The sequence below is a fragment of the Profundibacter sp. genome, from assembly GCF_056498605.1.
In genome coordinates this window covers 24,211-38,909 of the sequence record NZ_JBSMEZ010000028.1, presented here as the reverse complement: position 1 = coordinate 38,909, position 14,699 = coordinate 24,211, and the positions used below count along the sequence as shown (strand labels likewise).

The 14,699-nt window shown below is 55.7% G+C and carries 15 protein-coding genes; 9 read left to right on the top strand and 6 right to left on the bottom strand.

Annotation, left to right across the window (positions count from 1 at the left end; all coding sequences use genetic code 11):
• Positions 1-9: 9 nt before the first annotated feature.
• Entirely contained in the window at positions 10-1,584 is a 1,575-nt protein-coding gene (locus tag ACWB12_RS03395) for a Re/Si-specific NAD(P)(+) transhydrogenase subunit alpha (protein ID WP_479528655.1), read from the bottom strand.
• Between the two features lie 140 nt (positions 1,585-1,724).
• Between ACWB12_RS03395 and ACWB12_RS03390 the strand changes: the two genes are divergently transcribed.
• Both ACWB12_RS03390 and ACWB12_RS03385 read left to right on the top strand, forming a co-directional pair.
• On the top strand, positions 1,725-2,234 hold the full coding sequence (locus ACWB12_RS03390) for a rhodanese-like domain-containing protein (RefSeq protein WP_479528654.1): 510 nt from the start codon (positions 1,725-1,727) through the stop codon (positions 2,232-2,234).
• Positions 2,235-2,315: 81 nt separating this feature from the next.
• The gene (locus ACWB12_RS03385) at positions 2,316-2,918 is read left to right on the top strand and encodes a dimethylsulfonioproprionate lyase family protein (RefSeq protein WP_479528653.1); all 603 of its coding nucleotides are present in this window, start codon (positions 2,316-2,318) and stop codon (positions 2,916-2,918) included.
• Between the two features lies 1 nt (position 2,919).
• Here the strand turns inward: ACWB12_RS03385 and ACWB12_RS03380 are convergent, their stop codons facing one another.
• Entirely contained in the window at positions 2,920-3,537 is a 618-nt protein-coding gene (locus tag ACWB12_RS03380; protein WP_479528652.1) for a transglycosylase SLT domain-containing protein, read from the bottom strand.
• 162 nt (positions 3,538-3,699) lie between these two features.
• On the opposite strand from ACWB12_RS03380, the gene gatB reads away from it, so the two are divergent.
• Together gatB and ACWB12_RS03370 are read left to right on the top strand one after the other, a co-directional pair.
• Positions 3,700-5,211, top strand: coding sequence for an Asp-tRNA(Asn)/Glu-tRNA(Gln) amidotransferase subunit GatB (gatB, locus tag ACWB12_RS03375; RefSeq protein ID WP_479528651.1), 1,512 nt, complete (start codon positions 3,700-3,702; stop codon positions 5,209-5,211).
• Positions 5,212-5,394: 183 nt separating this feature from the next.
• Positions 5,395-5,835 carry a DUF4177 domain-containing protein gene (locus ACWB12_RS03370; protein WP_479528650.1) on the top strand — a complete coding sequence of 147 codons (441 nt, stop codon included), beginning with the start codon at positions 5,395-5,397 and terminating at the stop codon, positions 5,833-5,835.
• Here the strand turns inward: ACWB12_RS03370 and ACWB12_RS03365 are convergent, their stop codons facing one another.
• Complete coding sequence (locus ACWB12_RS03365; protein WP_479528690.1) at positions 5,836-6,093, bottom strand: BolA family protein; 258 nt, start codon at positions 6,091-6,093, stop codon at positions 5,836-5,838. It abuts the gene before it with no gap.
• A gap of 73 nt (positions 6,094-6,166) precedes the next feature.
• Here ACWB12_RS03365 and ACWB12_RS03360 point away from each other — a divergent pair, with 73 nt between their 5' ends.
• A complete protein-coding gene (locus tag ACWB12_RS03360; RefSeq protein WP_479528649.1) occupies positions 6,167-6,796 on the top strand; it encodes a DnaJ domain-containing protein in 630 nt (209 codons plus the stop codon).
• An 87-nt stretch (positions 6,797-6,883) separates the two neighbouring features.
• Here ACWB12_RS03360 and ACWB12_RS03355 read toward each other — a convergent pair whose 3' ends face one another.
• The 3 genes from ACWB12_RS03355 to ACWB12_RS03345 all read right to left on the bottom strand — a co-directional run bounded on the left by ACWB12_RS03355 (position 6,884) and on the right by ACWB12_RS03345 (position 8,515).
• A complete protein-coding gene (locus ACWB12_RS03355; protein WP_479528648.1) occupies positions 6,884-7,522 on the bottom strand; it encodes a LysE family translocator in 639 nt (212 codons plus the stop codon).
• 62 nt (positions 7,523-7,584) lie between these two features.
• Positions 7,585-8,061, bottom strand: a complete 477-nt coding sequence (gene msrB, locus ACWB12_RS03350) for a peptide-methionine (R)-S-oxide reductase MsrB (RefSeq protein WP_479528647.1) — start codon at positions 8,059-8,061, stop codon at positions 7,585-7,587.
• Positions 8,062-8,179: 118 nt separating this feature from the next.
• Positions 8,180-8,515 (bottom strand): hypothetical protein, encoded by a 336-nt coding sequence (locus ACWB12_RS03345; RefSeq protein WP_479528646.1) that lies wholly within the window; start codon positions 8,513-8,515, stop codon positions 8,180-8,182.
• A 310-nt stretch (positions 8,516-8,825) separates the two neighbouring features.
• Here ACWB12_RS03345 and cobS point away from each other — a divergent pair, with 310 nt between their 5' ends.
• The 4 genes from cobS to ACWB12_RS03325 all read left to right on the top strand — a co-directional run bounded on the left by cobS (position 8,826) and on the right by ACWB12_RS03325 (position 14,639).
• On the top strand, positions 8,826-9,803 hold the full coding sequence (gene cobS / locus ACWB12_RS03340; protein ID WP_479528645.1) for a cobaltochelatase subunit CobS: 978 nt from the start codon (positions 8,826-8,828) through the stop codon (positions 9,801-9,803).
• Between the two features lie 402 nt (positions 9,804-10,205).
• Positions 10,206-12,080 carry a cobaltochelatase subunit CobT gene (cobT, locus tag ACWB12_RS03335; RefSeq protein ID WP_479528644.1) on the top strand — a complete coding sequence of 625 codons (1,875 nt, stop codon included), beginning with the start codon at positions 10,206-10,208 and terminating at the stop codon, positions 12,078-12,080.
• Between the two features lie 62 nt (positions 12,081-12,142).
• Positions 12,143-13,906, top strand: coding sequence for an aminopeptidase P family protein (locus tag ACWB12_RS03330; protein WP_479528643.1), 1,764 nt, complete (start codon positions 12,143-12,145; stop codon positions 13,904-13,906).
• A 76-nt stretch (positions 13,907-13,982) separates the two neighbouring features.
• Positions 13,983-14,639, top strand: coding sequence for a site-2 protease family protein (locus ACWB12_RS03325; RefSeq protein WP_479528642.1), 657 nt, complete (start codon positions 13,983-13,985; stop codon positions 14,637-14,639).
• The last annotated feature ends 60 nt before the right edge of the window (positions 14,640-14,699 follow it).

Here is a 14,699-nt window from a genome sequence, read left to right as displayed (position 1 = left end):
TCCCCCTCTTTAAGATTTCTGGAACATGGCGAGCATCCGGCGTGTCACCAGAAAACCACCAACAACATTTATAGACGCGATCAGGATCGACACGGTCGCAAGGATTACCACCAGCCAGTTGCTGGAGCCGACCTGCAACAGCGCACCCAAGATCACGATGCCGGAAATGGCGTTGGTCACCGCCATCAACGGGGTGTGCAGCGCGTGGCTGACATTCCAGATCACCTGAAAGCCGATGAAACACGACAGCGCGAACACGATGAAATGCTGCATGAAACTGGTGGGGGCGTATGCGCCGATGATCAGCATCAGCACAGCGCCAATTGCCAACATGCCGACTTGGCTGCGGGTGGCGGCCTTGAATTCGGCGACCTCGTTTGCCCGTTTTTCGGCCACTGTCAGTTCTTTGGGCGCTTCTTTTGGAGCCTGCGCCGCAATCGCCTGAATTTTTGGCGGGGGCGGCGGGAAGGTGATCTTGCCCTTATAGGTCGCGGTCGCGCCGCGGATCACGTCATCTTCCATGTCGTGATTGATCTTGCCGTCTTTATCCGGCGTCAGATCATCCATCATGTGGCGGATGTTGTTGGCATAAAGCGTCGAGGATTGCGCTGCCATCCGGCTGGGAAAATCGGTATAACCGATGATGGTCACACCGTTTTTGGTAACGATTTTCTCATCCATCACTGTCAGTTTACAATTGCCACCCTTTTCGGCGGCCAGATCGACGATCACGCTGCCCGGTTTCATCGCCTCGACCATGTCTTTGGTCCACAGTTCGGGCGCTTCGCGGTTCGGGATCAGAGCGGTGGTGATCACAATGTCGATGTCAGGTGCAATTTCGCGGAATTTGGCCAGTTGGGCCTCGCGAAATTCTGGGCTGGATACGGCGGCATAGCCACCTGTCGCCGCGCCATCGGCCTGATCTTCTTCAAAATCAAGGAACACAAATTCGGCCCCCATTGATTCCACCTGCTCGGCGACCTCGGGACGCACATCGAACGCATAGGTGATCGCCCCCAAGCTGGTTGCAGTGCCAATTGCGGCCAATCCGGCCACGCCAGCGCCAATTACCAAGACCTTGGCGGGGGGCACTTTACCGGCAGCGGTGACTTGGCCGGTAAAGAAGCGCCCGAAATTGTTACCCGCCTCGATCACGGCACGATAACCGGCGATATTGGCCATGGAGGACAGCGCATCCATCTTCTGGGCGCGGGAAATGCGCGGCACCATGTCCATCGCAATAACGTTGGCACCCTTGGATTTGGCAAGCTCTAGTAACTCTTCGTTTTGACCCGGAAAGAAGAATGAAATCAGTGTCTTGCCTTTGGCTAGGCGGCGCTCTTCGGTCTTGGTCGGGGGGCGTACCTTGGTGATCACATCGGCCGCTTTCCACAGGGCCACCGCCCCGCGGATCACCGTCACACCGGCCTCTTTATAGGCTTTGTCCGAGAAACCAGCCGCCTTGCCAGCACCCGCCTCGATCAGACAATCATACCCCAGTTTTTGCAACTGCAACGCGCTTTCGGGCGTCATCGCCACCCGCGCTTCGCCTTCAAAAACTTCCTTAGGTGCACCTATTTTCAAGACCCGTTCCTCCTTGTTCCCCGCACACTCCTACACGCGAATGTGACCTTTTGTCTGTGCTAAACCTCATATTCGAGCTTTGCAATGTGTTCTTTTGCAGTCATATAAACCACGTTAAACATCACAGTGGAGTAGACCAAATGCAATCACAAGTCACCATCCCCTTTGCACATGCAAATCGTCGCGGCTTTTTGATTGGCGCTATCTGCACCGCCGTTGTTGGGCTTTCGCTAACCGCACAGCCCGCATCCGCCACCGAAACCGTGATCAGCGCACCGGATGCCTATGTCGCGGCCAAGGCTGGCAATATCATTCTGGTCGACATCCGCACGCCCGAAGAATGGGTCCAAACCGGTATCGGCGAAGGGGCGATTGCGCTGGATATGACCGAAAAATCCTTTGTGGACTCGCTTGTTAAACTTCGAGCAGCCCACCCTGACAAACCTATTGCCTTTATTTGCCGCACCGGCAGCCGGTCCGGCTATGTATTTGGTGCGTTGAACCAGCAAGGGTTTCCGAATATTCTGGATGTGTCCGAAGGCATGGTAGGTGGTCCAAACGGCAAAGGCTGGGGGCCACGCGGGTTGCCGACATATGCTGGCACCAAAGCCGAGATAAAGCCGCGCCTGAACGCGGTTATGAACCCGTAGGGTCAGGCCTGTTAATTCTGTCGCAAACAAGACAGACGCCCCCCCGTGCCGCCATTCAAGACTGGTCACCAGAGGTGATCCATGTCCGGCGTTTATTCAGAATTTTTCAGATTTCTTGCCCCCCTGTTTCAGTCCGAGCACAGGGCCGGAGGCGACGCCGCAGCCAATGCCCTGATGGTGGCAGCAAATATATCCTCTGCCCTATCTGAATTGGATGCAACCGAAAACCCGATGCCCGCGACCCTGTGTCAGGATGTTCTAACCCGTGGCCCGCTGCCTGATCTTGTGCGGTTTTCACATGTTCTGACCAGCCTAAACTGGCACTGTGCGGGGCTCGAGGATGGCCGCATCCGGCCTGAAATTGCGCACCATATGTATACCGCAGAACTTATTGGTCCCGACGGCCTAGTGTTTAATTCGGACCTGCGGTTGGGGGTGTTTTTGCAAGAGGCCGGGCTTGACTACGTCACCCGTTCCCACGCCGCAGAAGAATGTTTTCACATGCTGGCAGGCGAAGGGTTCTGGTCAACAGATGATGGTCCGTCCACGCCGCAGGGTGCTGGTGCTGCCATCTTCCACCCCGCGGACACGCCACACCGCAGCGAAACCCGCGACCATCCAATGCTGGCCGCGTGGCGCTGGTCCGGTGATATTGGTTGGGAAAGTTACCAACTCAAAGGCTGACCTACCGGCAATAGCTCTGCTGCGTCGTCCAAGCCGCCATATCGGCGCGTTTGGACGCACTGTGGAATGGCCCCCAATCGGCGGCCACTCCGCGGCTGCCCGCTGCCACAACCCCGTCGCGCGGCACTGTGCTTGCCATAATGCGGATCGCACAGGACAGGTTGGCAGCGCCATCCTTCAACGCTTCGCCACTACTCGCCCCGCATCCATAGCCTTTTGCTGTGGCAGGCGAGATTTGCACCAACCCGAACCACTGACCACCGCCACCCACAGCCGCCGGATTCCATGTGCTTTCATGTTTGGCCATCGCCGACAGCAGACCAACCCAGAACGACGCCCGATCCAAGACGCCGTTACTCTCATAGGTCGGGCACCATGTATTGATGTCGCTTGGCACCATCGAGATCAGCGGCTGTCCCTGCCCCTGCATCACTGCTACCAGTGTTTGGCGGGTCCACTGGCTGGCCTCGGGTCGGTGATCCCAGCGGGTCGCGGGCAGCGCCGCATCATCCAGCGTAAAGAACAACGGCTCCGGCTCTTGGACATCGTCCGCGCCTCCACCACAGGCAGCAACGAAAAGCAAAGGCAACGCCAACAAGGCGGCAGACAGGTTACGCATAATAAATCCCACTATTGTGTTTAGCCCTTACCTAAAGGCGTATCCACCATAAGGGCAATCGCAAAAACCTGCGTAGGCCATCCATTGCCGCCCTCCCCCTTGCCCCGTCTTGCCCCCTACCTTAGAAGGCTGTGAACAACCAACAGCCGGATGGACTTAGCCATGCTCGACCAAACATATGACAGCCCCAAACCCAAAGTGATCGCAGGTGCTAAACACGACTGGGAACTGGTGATTGGCCTTGAGGTCCACGCGCAGGTCGCCTCCAAAGCCAAGCTGTTTTCGGGTGCCTCGACCAAATTCGGTGCCGAGCCAAATTCCAACGTCGCCTTTGTCGACGCTGCAATGCCCGGCATGTTGCCGGTGATCAACGAGTTTTGCGTCGAACAAGCCGTGCGCACGGGCCTTGGCCTGAAGGCTGAAATCAACCTTTATTCCGCCTTTGACCGCAAGAATTATTTCTACCCCGATCTGCCGCAAGGCTACCAGATTTCGCAGCTTTACCACCCCATCGTGGGCGAGGGCGAAGTGCTGGTTGAATTGTCCGAGGGTGTGGCCCGTCTGGTGCGGGTTGAACGCATCCATCTGGAACAGGACGCCGGTAAATCCATTCACGACATGGATCCGAATATGTCCTTCGTTGATTTGAACCGCACAGGCGTTGCGCTGATGGAGATCGTCAGCCGCCCCGATATTCGTGGCCCCGAAGAGGCCGCCGCCTATGTCGCCAAAATCCGCCAGATCCTGCGCTACTTGGGCACCTGTGACGGCAACATGCAAAACGGCAATCTGCGGGCCGATGTGAACGTATCGGTCTGTCGCGCTGGAGATTACGAGCGTTACCGCGAAACTGACGATTTCGCCCATCTGGGCACCCGTTGCGAGATCAAGAACATGAACTCGATGCGCTTCATGCAGGCCGCGATTGAGTATGAGGCCAAGCGCCAAATTGCAATTCTGGAGGATGGCGGCGAAATCCGTCAGGAAACCCGCCTGTATGATCCGGACAAAAACGAAACGCGTTCGATGCGGAGCAAAGAAGAAGCGCATGATTACCGCTATTTTCCCTGTCCTGACCTTCTGCCGCTTGAGATCGAACAGGACTGGGTTGATGGCATTGCCGCCACCCTGCCGGAACTGCCTGACGATAAAAAACTACGCTTTATTAGCGACTTTGGCCTGTCGGATTATGACGCCTCGGTGCTGACAGCCGATGTGGCCAATGCGGCGTTCTTTGAGGACGTGGCCAAAGGCCGCGACGGCAAACTGGCCGCCAACTGGGTGATCAATGAGCTGTTTGGCCGTTTAAAAAAGGACGATAAAACCATTTCCGACAGCCCCGTTTCAGCTGATCAGCTGGGCGGTGTGATCGAATTGATCACCAAGGGCGACATCAGCGGCAAAATAGCCAAAGAACTATTCGAGATTGTATACGTTGAAGGCGGCAACCCTGCCGAGATCATCAAAGCGCGTGGCATGAAGCAAGTCACCGATACCGGCGCGATCGAAGCGGCTGTGGACGAGATTATCGCCGCCAACCCAGCCCAGGTCGAAAAGGCCAAAGCGAATCCCAAGCTTGCAGGCTGGTTTGTCGGCCAAGTGATGAAAGCTACGGGTGGCAAAGCCAACCCCAAAGCAGTGAACGAGATCGTCGCCAAGAAGCTGAACAGCTAAAGGGGCAAGCTTCCCACCCTACATATCCGCCCCGCTGACCCTGCCAACACCACCCCTTGTATTGGTTTGCGCGAATGCCACAGCCCACGATGCCACGGCATAAACTTGCCATGGGGGTTTGGACTCGGGCGGTAATATTTGTTAATAAACCAGCCTGTTACAAACCGTTTAGGGGGCCACAAGATGTCACATTACGAATATAAAGTTGTTCCAGCACCTAAAAAGGGGCTGAAGGGCAAAGGCATCAAGGGCGCCGAGGAACGGTTTGCAAATGCGCTGATGACTACCATGAACGAATTGGGTGCCGATGGCTGGGAATACCAGCGCTCCGACACATTGCCATGCGAAGAACGCAGCGGCATGATGGGGAAATCCACAACATTCCAGAACATGCTGGTTTTTCGGCGCAAGGTTTTGATCGAGGTCGAAGTGGCTGACATCGCCGAGTTGAAGACCGCCCCTGTAGCCGCAGTTGCTGTCGCGGCTGAAACAATCGCCCAAACCCACGCGCCCCTGCTGGACGGCACTTCCGGCACAGACCATGGCAACGCCCCAACACTAGGCCCTGCAACCGACGAAACGGTTGAGGCCAAAGACCCGCGCTCTGATGTAGCCGCGCAATAATCAGCCGTTAATCTCTAGCGCCAACGCGTGAATACGCCCGATCAGCTCTTTGCCCAAAGCCGCATGAACCGCGCGGTGGCGGGCAATCCGGCTCATATCTGCAAATGCACCGGCGTGGATCACCACCCTGAAATGGCTCTCGCCCGTGCCATCATGGCCCGCGTGACCCGCATGCTGATCGCTTTCATTGATCACTTGCAGCGCGTCTGGCATAAACACGGCCTGTAATTTTTCGGAAATCTGGTCTTCTATCAACATTTTTTTCATCTGCCCCCTTCTATCCGGCGTGGATCACGCTAGACTGTCCAGTCCGAGTCGAAAAGGTGTGAAAATGGTTAAAAGCGATCCCTTCGGGTTTGATATGTCAGTGTCGACAGACAAAAAGAAACGCACCCGCGGTCGCCGCGGTATGTCTGGTGCATTCGATACCTCAACTCGAGTATGCGAACATGAGGGGTGTGAAGAGGCCGGAAAATACCGCGCGCCACGCTCGCCGGATGCGGTGGATGATTTTCTGTGGTTCTGCAAAATCCATGTGCGCGAATATAACCTGAAATGGAATTTCTTTGATGGCTCGGCTGAAGATGCGGTTGCGAACCAGATTGACAAGGACCGCGTCTGGGAACGGGAAACCAAACCATTCAAACAATCCGACGAGGAACGCGCATGGGCACGGCTGGGCGTGGACGATCCGCATCAGGTGCTGGGCAGCAACGCCACCCAAAACCCCGGCCGTTCCATCACCGGCACCCGCAAATTGCCCCCGACCGAGCGTAAAGCCATTCAGGTGTTAGAGGCCAAAGACCACTGGACCAAAACCGAAGTGCGCAAAGCCTACAAAAAGCTGATCAAGGTGCTGCACCCTGACATGAACGGCGGGGATCGTTCACAAGAGGAACAGCTGCAAGAGGTTGTCTGGGCCTGGGAACAAATCAAAACCAGCCGCCACTTCAAAACCTGATGCCCTTCTTCTTTTCTTAAGTACCTGCGCCACAGGCAAATCCCGAGCGCAGCGAGACATCAAGCGACCCGAAGGGTCTCCTTTTGGCTAGATCCGGCGCAAGGCATCCGCCGCCACACCAATACCAAGCCCGCAATATAGCGTACCAATCACCCCGTTTACCCTGCGCTGTGCCACCTCGATTTTGCGCATTACAGCACGGGATGAAAACAGCCAAACAGTAATGCAATGCTGCATAAACGCCGTTGTCTGGCTGAACAATAAAATCACACACCACACCCAGATCGGGGCGCTGGCCGGAATAAACGCCGCATACACCGAACTGAAATACAGCATCGCCTTGGGGTTGGTCATAATCACAACAAATCCGGTTCTAAATGCGGTCCAGTTGCTGTAATCGACGTGGTTAATCTGCATCACAGACCCCTGCCCCGTCCAGGCATTGCGCAGATACTTAACCCCCAGCCACACCAGATAGGACGCGCCCATCAAACGAAATGCAAGCACCGCGTTTGGGAACAATTCAAACGCCGTTGCCGCCCCCATGATGGTTAATGTGGCCCAGACCAGCCCCCCCAGAACAAGCCCAAATGCGGTTGCAACCCCCGCACGCCGCCCCTTGCTGATCGACGCACTTGCCACTGCCAGCATATTTGGGCCAGGCGACAGCCACGCCAACACACTCACGGCACCAATACCAGCAAGCGTCAAAATCAAGTCCTGCACAAAAAAGCCCTCCAGAAACAACGTTCTGAAGGGCATATCATGATTGAACAGGTTTTGTCAGATCAGGCCGCAATAAATTTCAACGACACCCCGTTCAGACAATGGCGCTTGCCCGTAGGTGCTGGGCCATCATTAAAGATATGCCCCAAATGGCTGCCGCAGCGCCGACAGTGAACTTCAACGCGGGTGGTGAAAAAGGTGCTATCGTCTTTTGTGCCAATTGAACCTGGAAGCGATTTCCAAAAACTGGGCCATCCGGTGCCACTGTCAAACTTGGTCTTGGACGGATACAGCGGCAGATCGCATCCGCGGCACAAATAGGTGCCTGCAGCATAATTCTTGTCCAATGGGCTGGAACGCGGGCGCTCGGTATCCTCTTGACGCATAACGCTGTATTGCTTGGCGGTCAGTAGAGCACGCCATTCGGCATCCGTGCGCGTCACTTCAAATTTCCCCGTTGCCGCATTCATGCGGGTTGATCCAAACCCGAGGGCAGCAGCGGCGGCAAGCCCGGATGTCAACATAGTGCGTCGGTTCATATCAGTCTCCTTTGTATGGCTAGGGCCTCATAGCACGCCAGTGTTCACAGGTGGAATCACACTTTGGTGTGGTTGTGGCCACCAAGCCCTCCACTCTGCACAGGGCTTGGTGCTACGATCAGCCGTGACCACCGCCCTCCCCGCCATCTCTGTTTTCTGCATTATTCACTGCTGGGTTGGCAGGTGGATATGAAAGCGCTGTTTCCAGCGCTTTTTTGCATCCGGCGACACTGTTTGGTGAACATTTGACCAGTTTGTATCCTTCACCGGGATCAATATACAAATCCGGTGTCGGCAGTGGATCTCCATCATAGACGTCGATTTCATCCATAGCGAGAATTTCATAAGATTTATCACCCAAAACAACGTCGGAATAATGCACCAGATCACACCCCGCCAGCAGGGCGGTTGCGAACATTGCTGATATGAATGCAGTTTTCGTGTGTATAGTCATCGTCTTACCCTTCGTTATGCATAGCCTTGGCCAAATTCGGCACATACCGAGACATCCATTCTGTGCTCTATGCAAGCAACATAAACAGCGGGGCATTCTATCCCCCATACCCGATGGGCAAAGTGTATATCCATCTTCTTTTGCAGTCCCTGATCCTTGTCAAATCGGGCCTTTTTTTTCGTAATCGACACTCACTTTTACGCTGATGCTCTGATGAATATTGCCACCCTCCCTTGCACAGGCGCGCAAATTGTTGCACCACTCCTGTAAGGCCCAAACGGGCGACCCCGAAAACGAAAAAGAAGCGGATATGACGATGCAAACCAACGAGAAACCCGATCAGGAAATTTCAGTCCGCGAGGTGTTTGGCGTCGACACGGATATGATGGTCAAGGGCTTTGCCGAGACCAGCGAGCGTGTGCCCGAGATTGATCCGACCTACAAGTTCGATCCAGACACCACACTGGCCATTCTAGCCGGATTCACCCACAACCGCCGCGTGATGATCCAAGGCTATCACGGCACAGGTAAATCAACCCACATCGAGCAGGTTGCGGCGCGACTGAACTGGCCTTGCGTTCGGGTCAATCTGGACAGCCACATCAGCCGGATCGACCTGACCGGCAAGGACGCGATCAAACTGAAGGACGGCAAACAGGTCACCGAATTTCAGGAGGGGATCCTTCCGTGGGCCCTGCGCACCAACACCGCGATCGTGTTTGACGAATATGATGCGGGCCGCGCCGACGTGATGTTCGTGATCCAGCGGGTGCTGGAAGTGGACGGCAAGCTGACGCTGCTGGACCAGAACAAAGTGATCACCCCGCACCCCTATTTCCGGCTGTTCGCCACCGCCAACACAGTTGGTCTGGGCGACACCACGGGGCTGTATCACGGCACCCAACAGATCAATCAGGGCCAGATGGACCGCTGGTCACTGGTGGCGACATTGAACTACCTGTCGCATGACTCAGAATCGGCAATCGTGCTGTCGAAAAACCCCGTTTACAACACTGACGCGGGCCGCAAGACCATCAGCCAGATGGTGACAGTTGCCGACCTGACCCGCACCGCGTTTATGAATGGTGATCTGTCCACAGTGATGTCACCCCGCACGGTGATCACATGGGCACAAAACGCCACGATCTTCCGCAATGTGGGCTACGCCTTCCGGCTGTCGTTCCTGAACAAATGTGACGAATTGGAGCGCCAAACGGTCGCCGAGTTCTACCAGCGTTGTTTCGATGAGGAACTGCCGGAGAGTGCGGCGAGCATGAGTATGGGGTGATGAGGCAATGAGCGGCAAGCTATTTGGAACAGTATTTCTAGCCCTTGTCTGCAACGTCTCTGTTGTTGGGGCTGAAGTCCCATTTGTTTGTAGCGAGAAGCGCGCCAACCCTACACACTATAACTCCAATTGGGAAACCGCCCCAGATGCCATTGCTCTTTGCACTCTTCCTCGCGGGCAAAACCTAAACCTACATGCCTCGCCTTCGGTGGGGGAATATCGACAGGTTTTCACGCAAGTAAGTGAAAGCGCTACCAACTTGTTCGTTTATAATATCGTCACCTACAATGAATCAATTCTCCTAGAAACACGGATTGGCTTGTCGCCAGATTGTGACAACAAAGTCCTTAGATACGTTTCTCCAGAAGGAATGATCTGTACATTTCATCCTAGAGTCTCCCTATGAACAAACCAACGGATCACCCAGCCGACTCCTTCAAAAAAGCCCTCGCCGAGGCCACCAAAGTGATGGCCGATGACCCCGACCTGTCGGTCTCCTTTACCGTGGACCCTTCGGGTGCAACGCAAGACACCGTGCGCCTGCCGCAAGTCACCCGCCGAATGACCCGTGACGAGGTTATGTTGGCGCGTGGCACGGCGGATGCGCTGGCGCTGCGGCACAAGCATCATGATCTGGCCACCCACGCCCGCTATGCCCCGCAAGGCGAATTGGCGCGTGGCATTTACGAGGCGATGGAACATGCCCGCTGCGAGGCTGTTGGCGCGCGGGAAATGCCCGGCACTTTGGGCAACATTGATGCCAAGATTGCAGTCGAGGCCGACAAGCGCGGTTATGGCCAGATCACCGAACAATCCGAGGCCCCAATGGCCGCTGCCGCCGGATATCTGGTGCGCCATCTGGCGACGGGGCGTGATCTGCCTGCTGGTGCGCAGAACGTGATGGCGCTGTGGCAGGATTTCATGACCGAAAAGGCCGGCGGCACGCTGGACGGATTACAAGACACGCTGGCGGATCAAAAACAGTTTGCCAAATTTGCCCGCCAAGTGATTTCCGATCTGGGCTATGCTGACCAGTTGGGCGATGATCCTGATATGGAGGATGATCAGTCAGACGATCAGGCCGAAGAGTCTGAGGAAGAAGAGGAAAACCCCGACAGCCAAGGCAGCGAGGACGAGCAGGAAGATGCTGACGCCAGCCCCGAGCAGTCGCAAGACGAACAGCAGGACCAGTCGCAAGCCCAAGTTTCGATGGACGACATGGCGGATATGGAGCAGGGCGATGAGGCCGAACTGCCCGAGGGCGACGCCCCGATGGAACCACCGCCGCCTGCCCCTGTGTCTGAAGCTGACCCGAACTATGAAGTGTATTGCACTGATTTTGATGAAGAAATCCGCGCTGAAGATTTGGCTGAACCTGCCGAATTAGAACGCCTGCGGGCTTATCTGGATCAACAACTGGAGCCGCTAAAAGGCGCGGTGTCACGGCTGGCGAACAAGCTGCAACGCCGCCTACAGGCGCAGCAAAACCGGTCTTGGGAATTTGATCTGGAAGAAGGCACGCTGGACGCGGGCCGTCTGGCGCGGGTGATTGCCAACCCGACCACGCCACTTTCCTTCAAGCAGGAAAAAGACACCGAGTTCCGCGATACTTGCGTCACACTTTTGATTGATAACTCCGGCTCTATGCGCGGCCGCCCGATTTCCATTGCCGCGATTTGTGCCGACGTTCTGGCCCGCACGTTGGAGCGCTGTCAGGTCAAGGTCGAGATTTTGGGCTTTACCACGCGGGCGTGGAAGGGCGGTCAAAGTCGTGAGAAATGGCTGGGTTCGGGCCGCGATCAGACCCCAGGGCGTTTGAACGATCTGCGCCATATCATTTATAAATCGGCGGATGCTCCGTGGCGTCGGGTTCGGCCCAATCTGGGGCTAATGATGAAAGAGGGCCTGCTAAAGGAAAACATCGACGGCGAGGCGCTGGAATGGGCGCATCGCCGTATGGTGGGGCGGCCTGAATCGCGTAAAATCCTGATGGTGATTTCGGATGGGGCACCGGTGGATGATTCAACTTTGTCGGTTAACCCCGCGAATTATCTTGAAAAACACCTGCGTGACGTGATCGGCATGGTGGAAAAACGCAAACAAGTGGAACTGCTGGCAATCGGCATCGGCCATGACGTGACCCGCTATTACGAGCGGGCTGTGACCATCACCGATGTAGAGCAATTGGCCGGTGCAATGACCGAACAACTGGCGAGCCTGTTTGACAGTGATCCACGGGCGCGCGCGCGGGTGATGGGAATGAAGCGGGCCAGCTGACGCTGGACTTTATTCTGGATGCCTCCGGCGGAGGTATTTTTAGCAAAACGAAGGGTCAAGGGATGTTTCAAAGTTTCGAGGTGACATCACGGCCCGAGGATGGTCCGGCGCGTTTGGCACTGTTACGCAAGGAAATAGCGCGTGAAGGGTTGGACGGATTTCTGGTGCCGCGCCCTGATGCGCATCAGGGCGAATATGTCGCCCCTTGTGACGCGCGGTTGGCGTGGTTGACGGGGTTCACCGGATCGGCGGGGTTTTGTGCGGTTCTGACGGGGCGAGCGGGCGTTTTCGTTGATGGTCGCTACCGTACGCAGATCAAATCACAGGTCGATCTGGCGCATTTTACGCCGGTGGATTGGCCAGAGGTAAAGCTGGGTGTGTGGTTGAAAGACGCCATGCCCAAGGGAGGTAAGGTCGGATTTGATCCTTGGTTGCACACCGCGGAAGAGATTGAAAAGCTGGTCGATTGCGGTGTTACGCTGGTACCCGTGACAAATCTGGTCGACCGTATCTGGGCGGGGCGTCCCGCCAGACCATGTGGCAAGATCGTCGATCATCCTATTGAATTTTCAGGCGAAACATCCGCTAACAAGCGCCGCCGTATAGCCGCTGATATGGGCGCGGATGCCACGGTTCTGACACTGCCCGACAGCATTTGCTGGCTGTTGAACATCAGGGGCAGCGATATTGAACGCAATCCCGTGGTGCAGGCGTTTGCCATTTTGCACAGCGATGGACGTGTGGTGCTGTTTACCGATCCAGCCAAGGCGCAAGGGCTGGATATCGAGGTGCAGGATTGGGACGCGTTCGCGACTGCACTTGGCGCATTGACGGGCATTGTTCGGGTTGATCCGGCAAGTGCCCCCAAGGCCGTGTTTGATATTTTGCATGATGCGGATGTCGAGATTTTCAAAGAGGTTGATCCTTGCATCCTGCCCAAAGCCCGCAAGAATGCGGTCGAGGTCGCTGGCGCACGCACTGCGCATTTGCGCGATGGTGTGGCGATGGTGCAGTTTTTGGCGTGGCTGGATGATGCAGCCCCCATAGGCGGGTTGCACGAGATAGATGTGGTGCAAAAACTGGAAGGGTACAGGCGGGCGACAAATGTGTTGCGTGATATCAGTTTCGAGACGATTTGCGGCGCAGGGTCGAATGGTGCGATCATGCATTATCGGGTGTCTAGTGACAGCAACCGCGAGATCAAAACAGGCGAAATGCTCCTGATCGATAGCGGCGGGCAATATCAGGACGGCACCACCGACATTACCAGAACAATTTCTGTTGGCGCCGTCGGAAACGAGGAAAAAACCTGTTTTACCCGTGTGTTGCAAGGTATGATTGCCATATCACGGGCCCGTTTTCCCAAAGGGTTGGCGGGCCGTGATCTGGACCCGTTGGCGCGGTATCCATTATGGCTGGCAGGGCAGGATTTCAACCACGGCACGGGGCACGGGGTGGGATCATACCTGTCGGTTCATGAGGGCCCACAGCGGATTTCACGCATATCGGATGTGACGCTGGAATGCGGCATGATCCTATCGAACGAGCCTGGATATTACCGTGAAGGTGCGTTTGGCATCCGGATTGAAAACCTGATCGTGGTGCAGGATGCCCCTGCCCTGCAAGGTGCCGATGATCGCGATATGCTGGCGTTTGAAACACTGGCTTACGTTCCGATTGACCGGCGACTGATTGTGGCGGACATGCTGAGTACAGGTGAGCGGGACTGGCTGGATGCCTATCACGCAAAAACACTTGAAATTCTGGGCCCACTGGTCGAAGGAAAGACACGCCATTGGTTGACCCAAGCCTGCGCACCTTTATAGCGTGAAATCAATGCGGATGCGTTGGCTATTCTGTGCACCCCGATCAATTTTAAGAGCGTAGCGTTAACGGTAGAGCATGTTTCAAGATAATAATGTAATTTTCGAGTTTCGCGGACCGTTTGGTGTTCCGGTTCAAATCGGCTCCAGCATCATGCTGTTGGTCATGGTTTTCCTGTTTTTTGGGTCAAGTGCGACTCAGATTTACTACAACGCAATCTTCCTTGCATTGCTAATCGGATCAATTTTCCTGCACGAACTGGGCCATGCGTGGGGCACCATTGTGCAGGGCATACCGGTCCGCCGGATTATGATCTATGGCGGCGGCGGATTTTGCGAACGGTCAAGATCAGCGTCGGTCAAGCAGGACGAATTGATCGTCGCAATGGGGCCAATTGTGAACTTGGTGATTTGGGCGTTGGCCTCGCTGTCGCTGCCATATCTGCCTGCTGGCCAGTTGATGTGGGCGGTGAACACGCTGGCCTGGATCAACCTGTTTTTGGCCGGATTTAACATGATCCCTGTTATGCCACTGGATGGTGGTAAATTGTTCCAGTTCGCCCTGATGCGCATCATGTCGCCGGGCATGGCCACAAGGGTCAGTGGAGGTGTCGGGCTAGTGATTGCGGTGCTGTGGATCCCGATGATGATACTAAGCTATTTCACATTTGGACTGGTTCTGTTTTTCATGCCCCCCATCGGTTTGCATCTGCAAATGTTGCGGCGAAAGATTTAACAGCTGCGCTATTTTCTGCCTGTGCGCCTTTGGGACGTGCAATTCGCGCCCAAGATGTGC

Coding starts and splice junctions, on each gene's coding strand:
- ACWB12_RS03365 (WP_479528690.1), bottom strand. CDS start 6,093: ATGTTGATAGAAGACCAGATTTCCGAAAAATTACAGGCCGTGTTTATG.
- cobT (WP_479528644.1), top strand. CDS start 10,206: ATGAACAAACCAACGGATCACCCAGCCGACTCCTTCAAAAAAGCCCTC.
- msrB (WP_479528647.1), bottom strand. CDS start 8,061: ATGAACCGACGCACTATGTTGACATCCGGGCTTGCCGCCGCTGCTGCC.
- gatB (WP_479528651.1), top strand. CDS start 3,700: ATGCTCGACCAAACATATGACAGCCCCAAACCCAAAGTGATCGCAGGT.
- ACWB12_RS03390 (WP_479528654.1), top strand. CDS start 1,725: ATGCAATCACAAGTCACCATCCCCTTTGCACATGCAAATCGTCGCGGC.
- cobS (WP_479528645.1), top strand. CDS start 8,826: ATGACGATGCAAACCAACGAGAAACCCGATCAGGAAATTTCAGTCCGC.
- ACWB12_RS03330 (WP_479528643.1), top strand. CDS start 12,143: ATGTTTCAAAGTTTCGAGGTGACATCACGGCCCGAGGATGGTCCGGCG.
- ACWB12_RS03370 (WP_479528650.1), top strand. CDS start 5,395: ATGTCACATTACGAATATAAAGTTGTTCCAGCACCTAAAAAGGGGCTG.
- ACWB12_RS03345 (WP_479528646.1), bottom strand. CDS start 8,515: ATGACTATACACACGAAAACTGCATTCATATCAGCAATGTTCGCAACC.
- ACWB12_RS03360 (WP_479528649.1), top strand. CDS start 6,167: ATGGTTAAAAGCGATCCCTTCGGGTTTGATATGTCAGTGTCGACAGAC.
- ACWB12_RS03380 (WP_479528652.1), bottom strand. CDS start 3,537: ATGCGTAACCTGTCTGCCGCCTTGTTGGCGTTGCCTTTGCTTTTCGTT.
- ACWB12_RS03325 (WP_479528642.1), top strand. CDS start 13,983: ATGTTTCAAGATAATAATGTAATTTTCGAGTTTCGCGGACCGTTTGGT.
- ACWB12_RS03385 (WP_479528653.1), top strand. CDS start 2,316: ATGTCCGGCGTTTATTCAGAATTTTTCAGATTTCTTGCCCCCCTGTTT.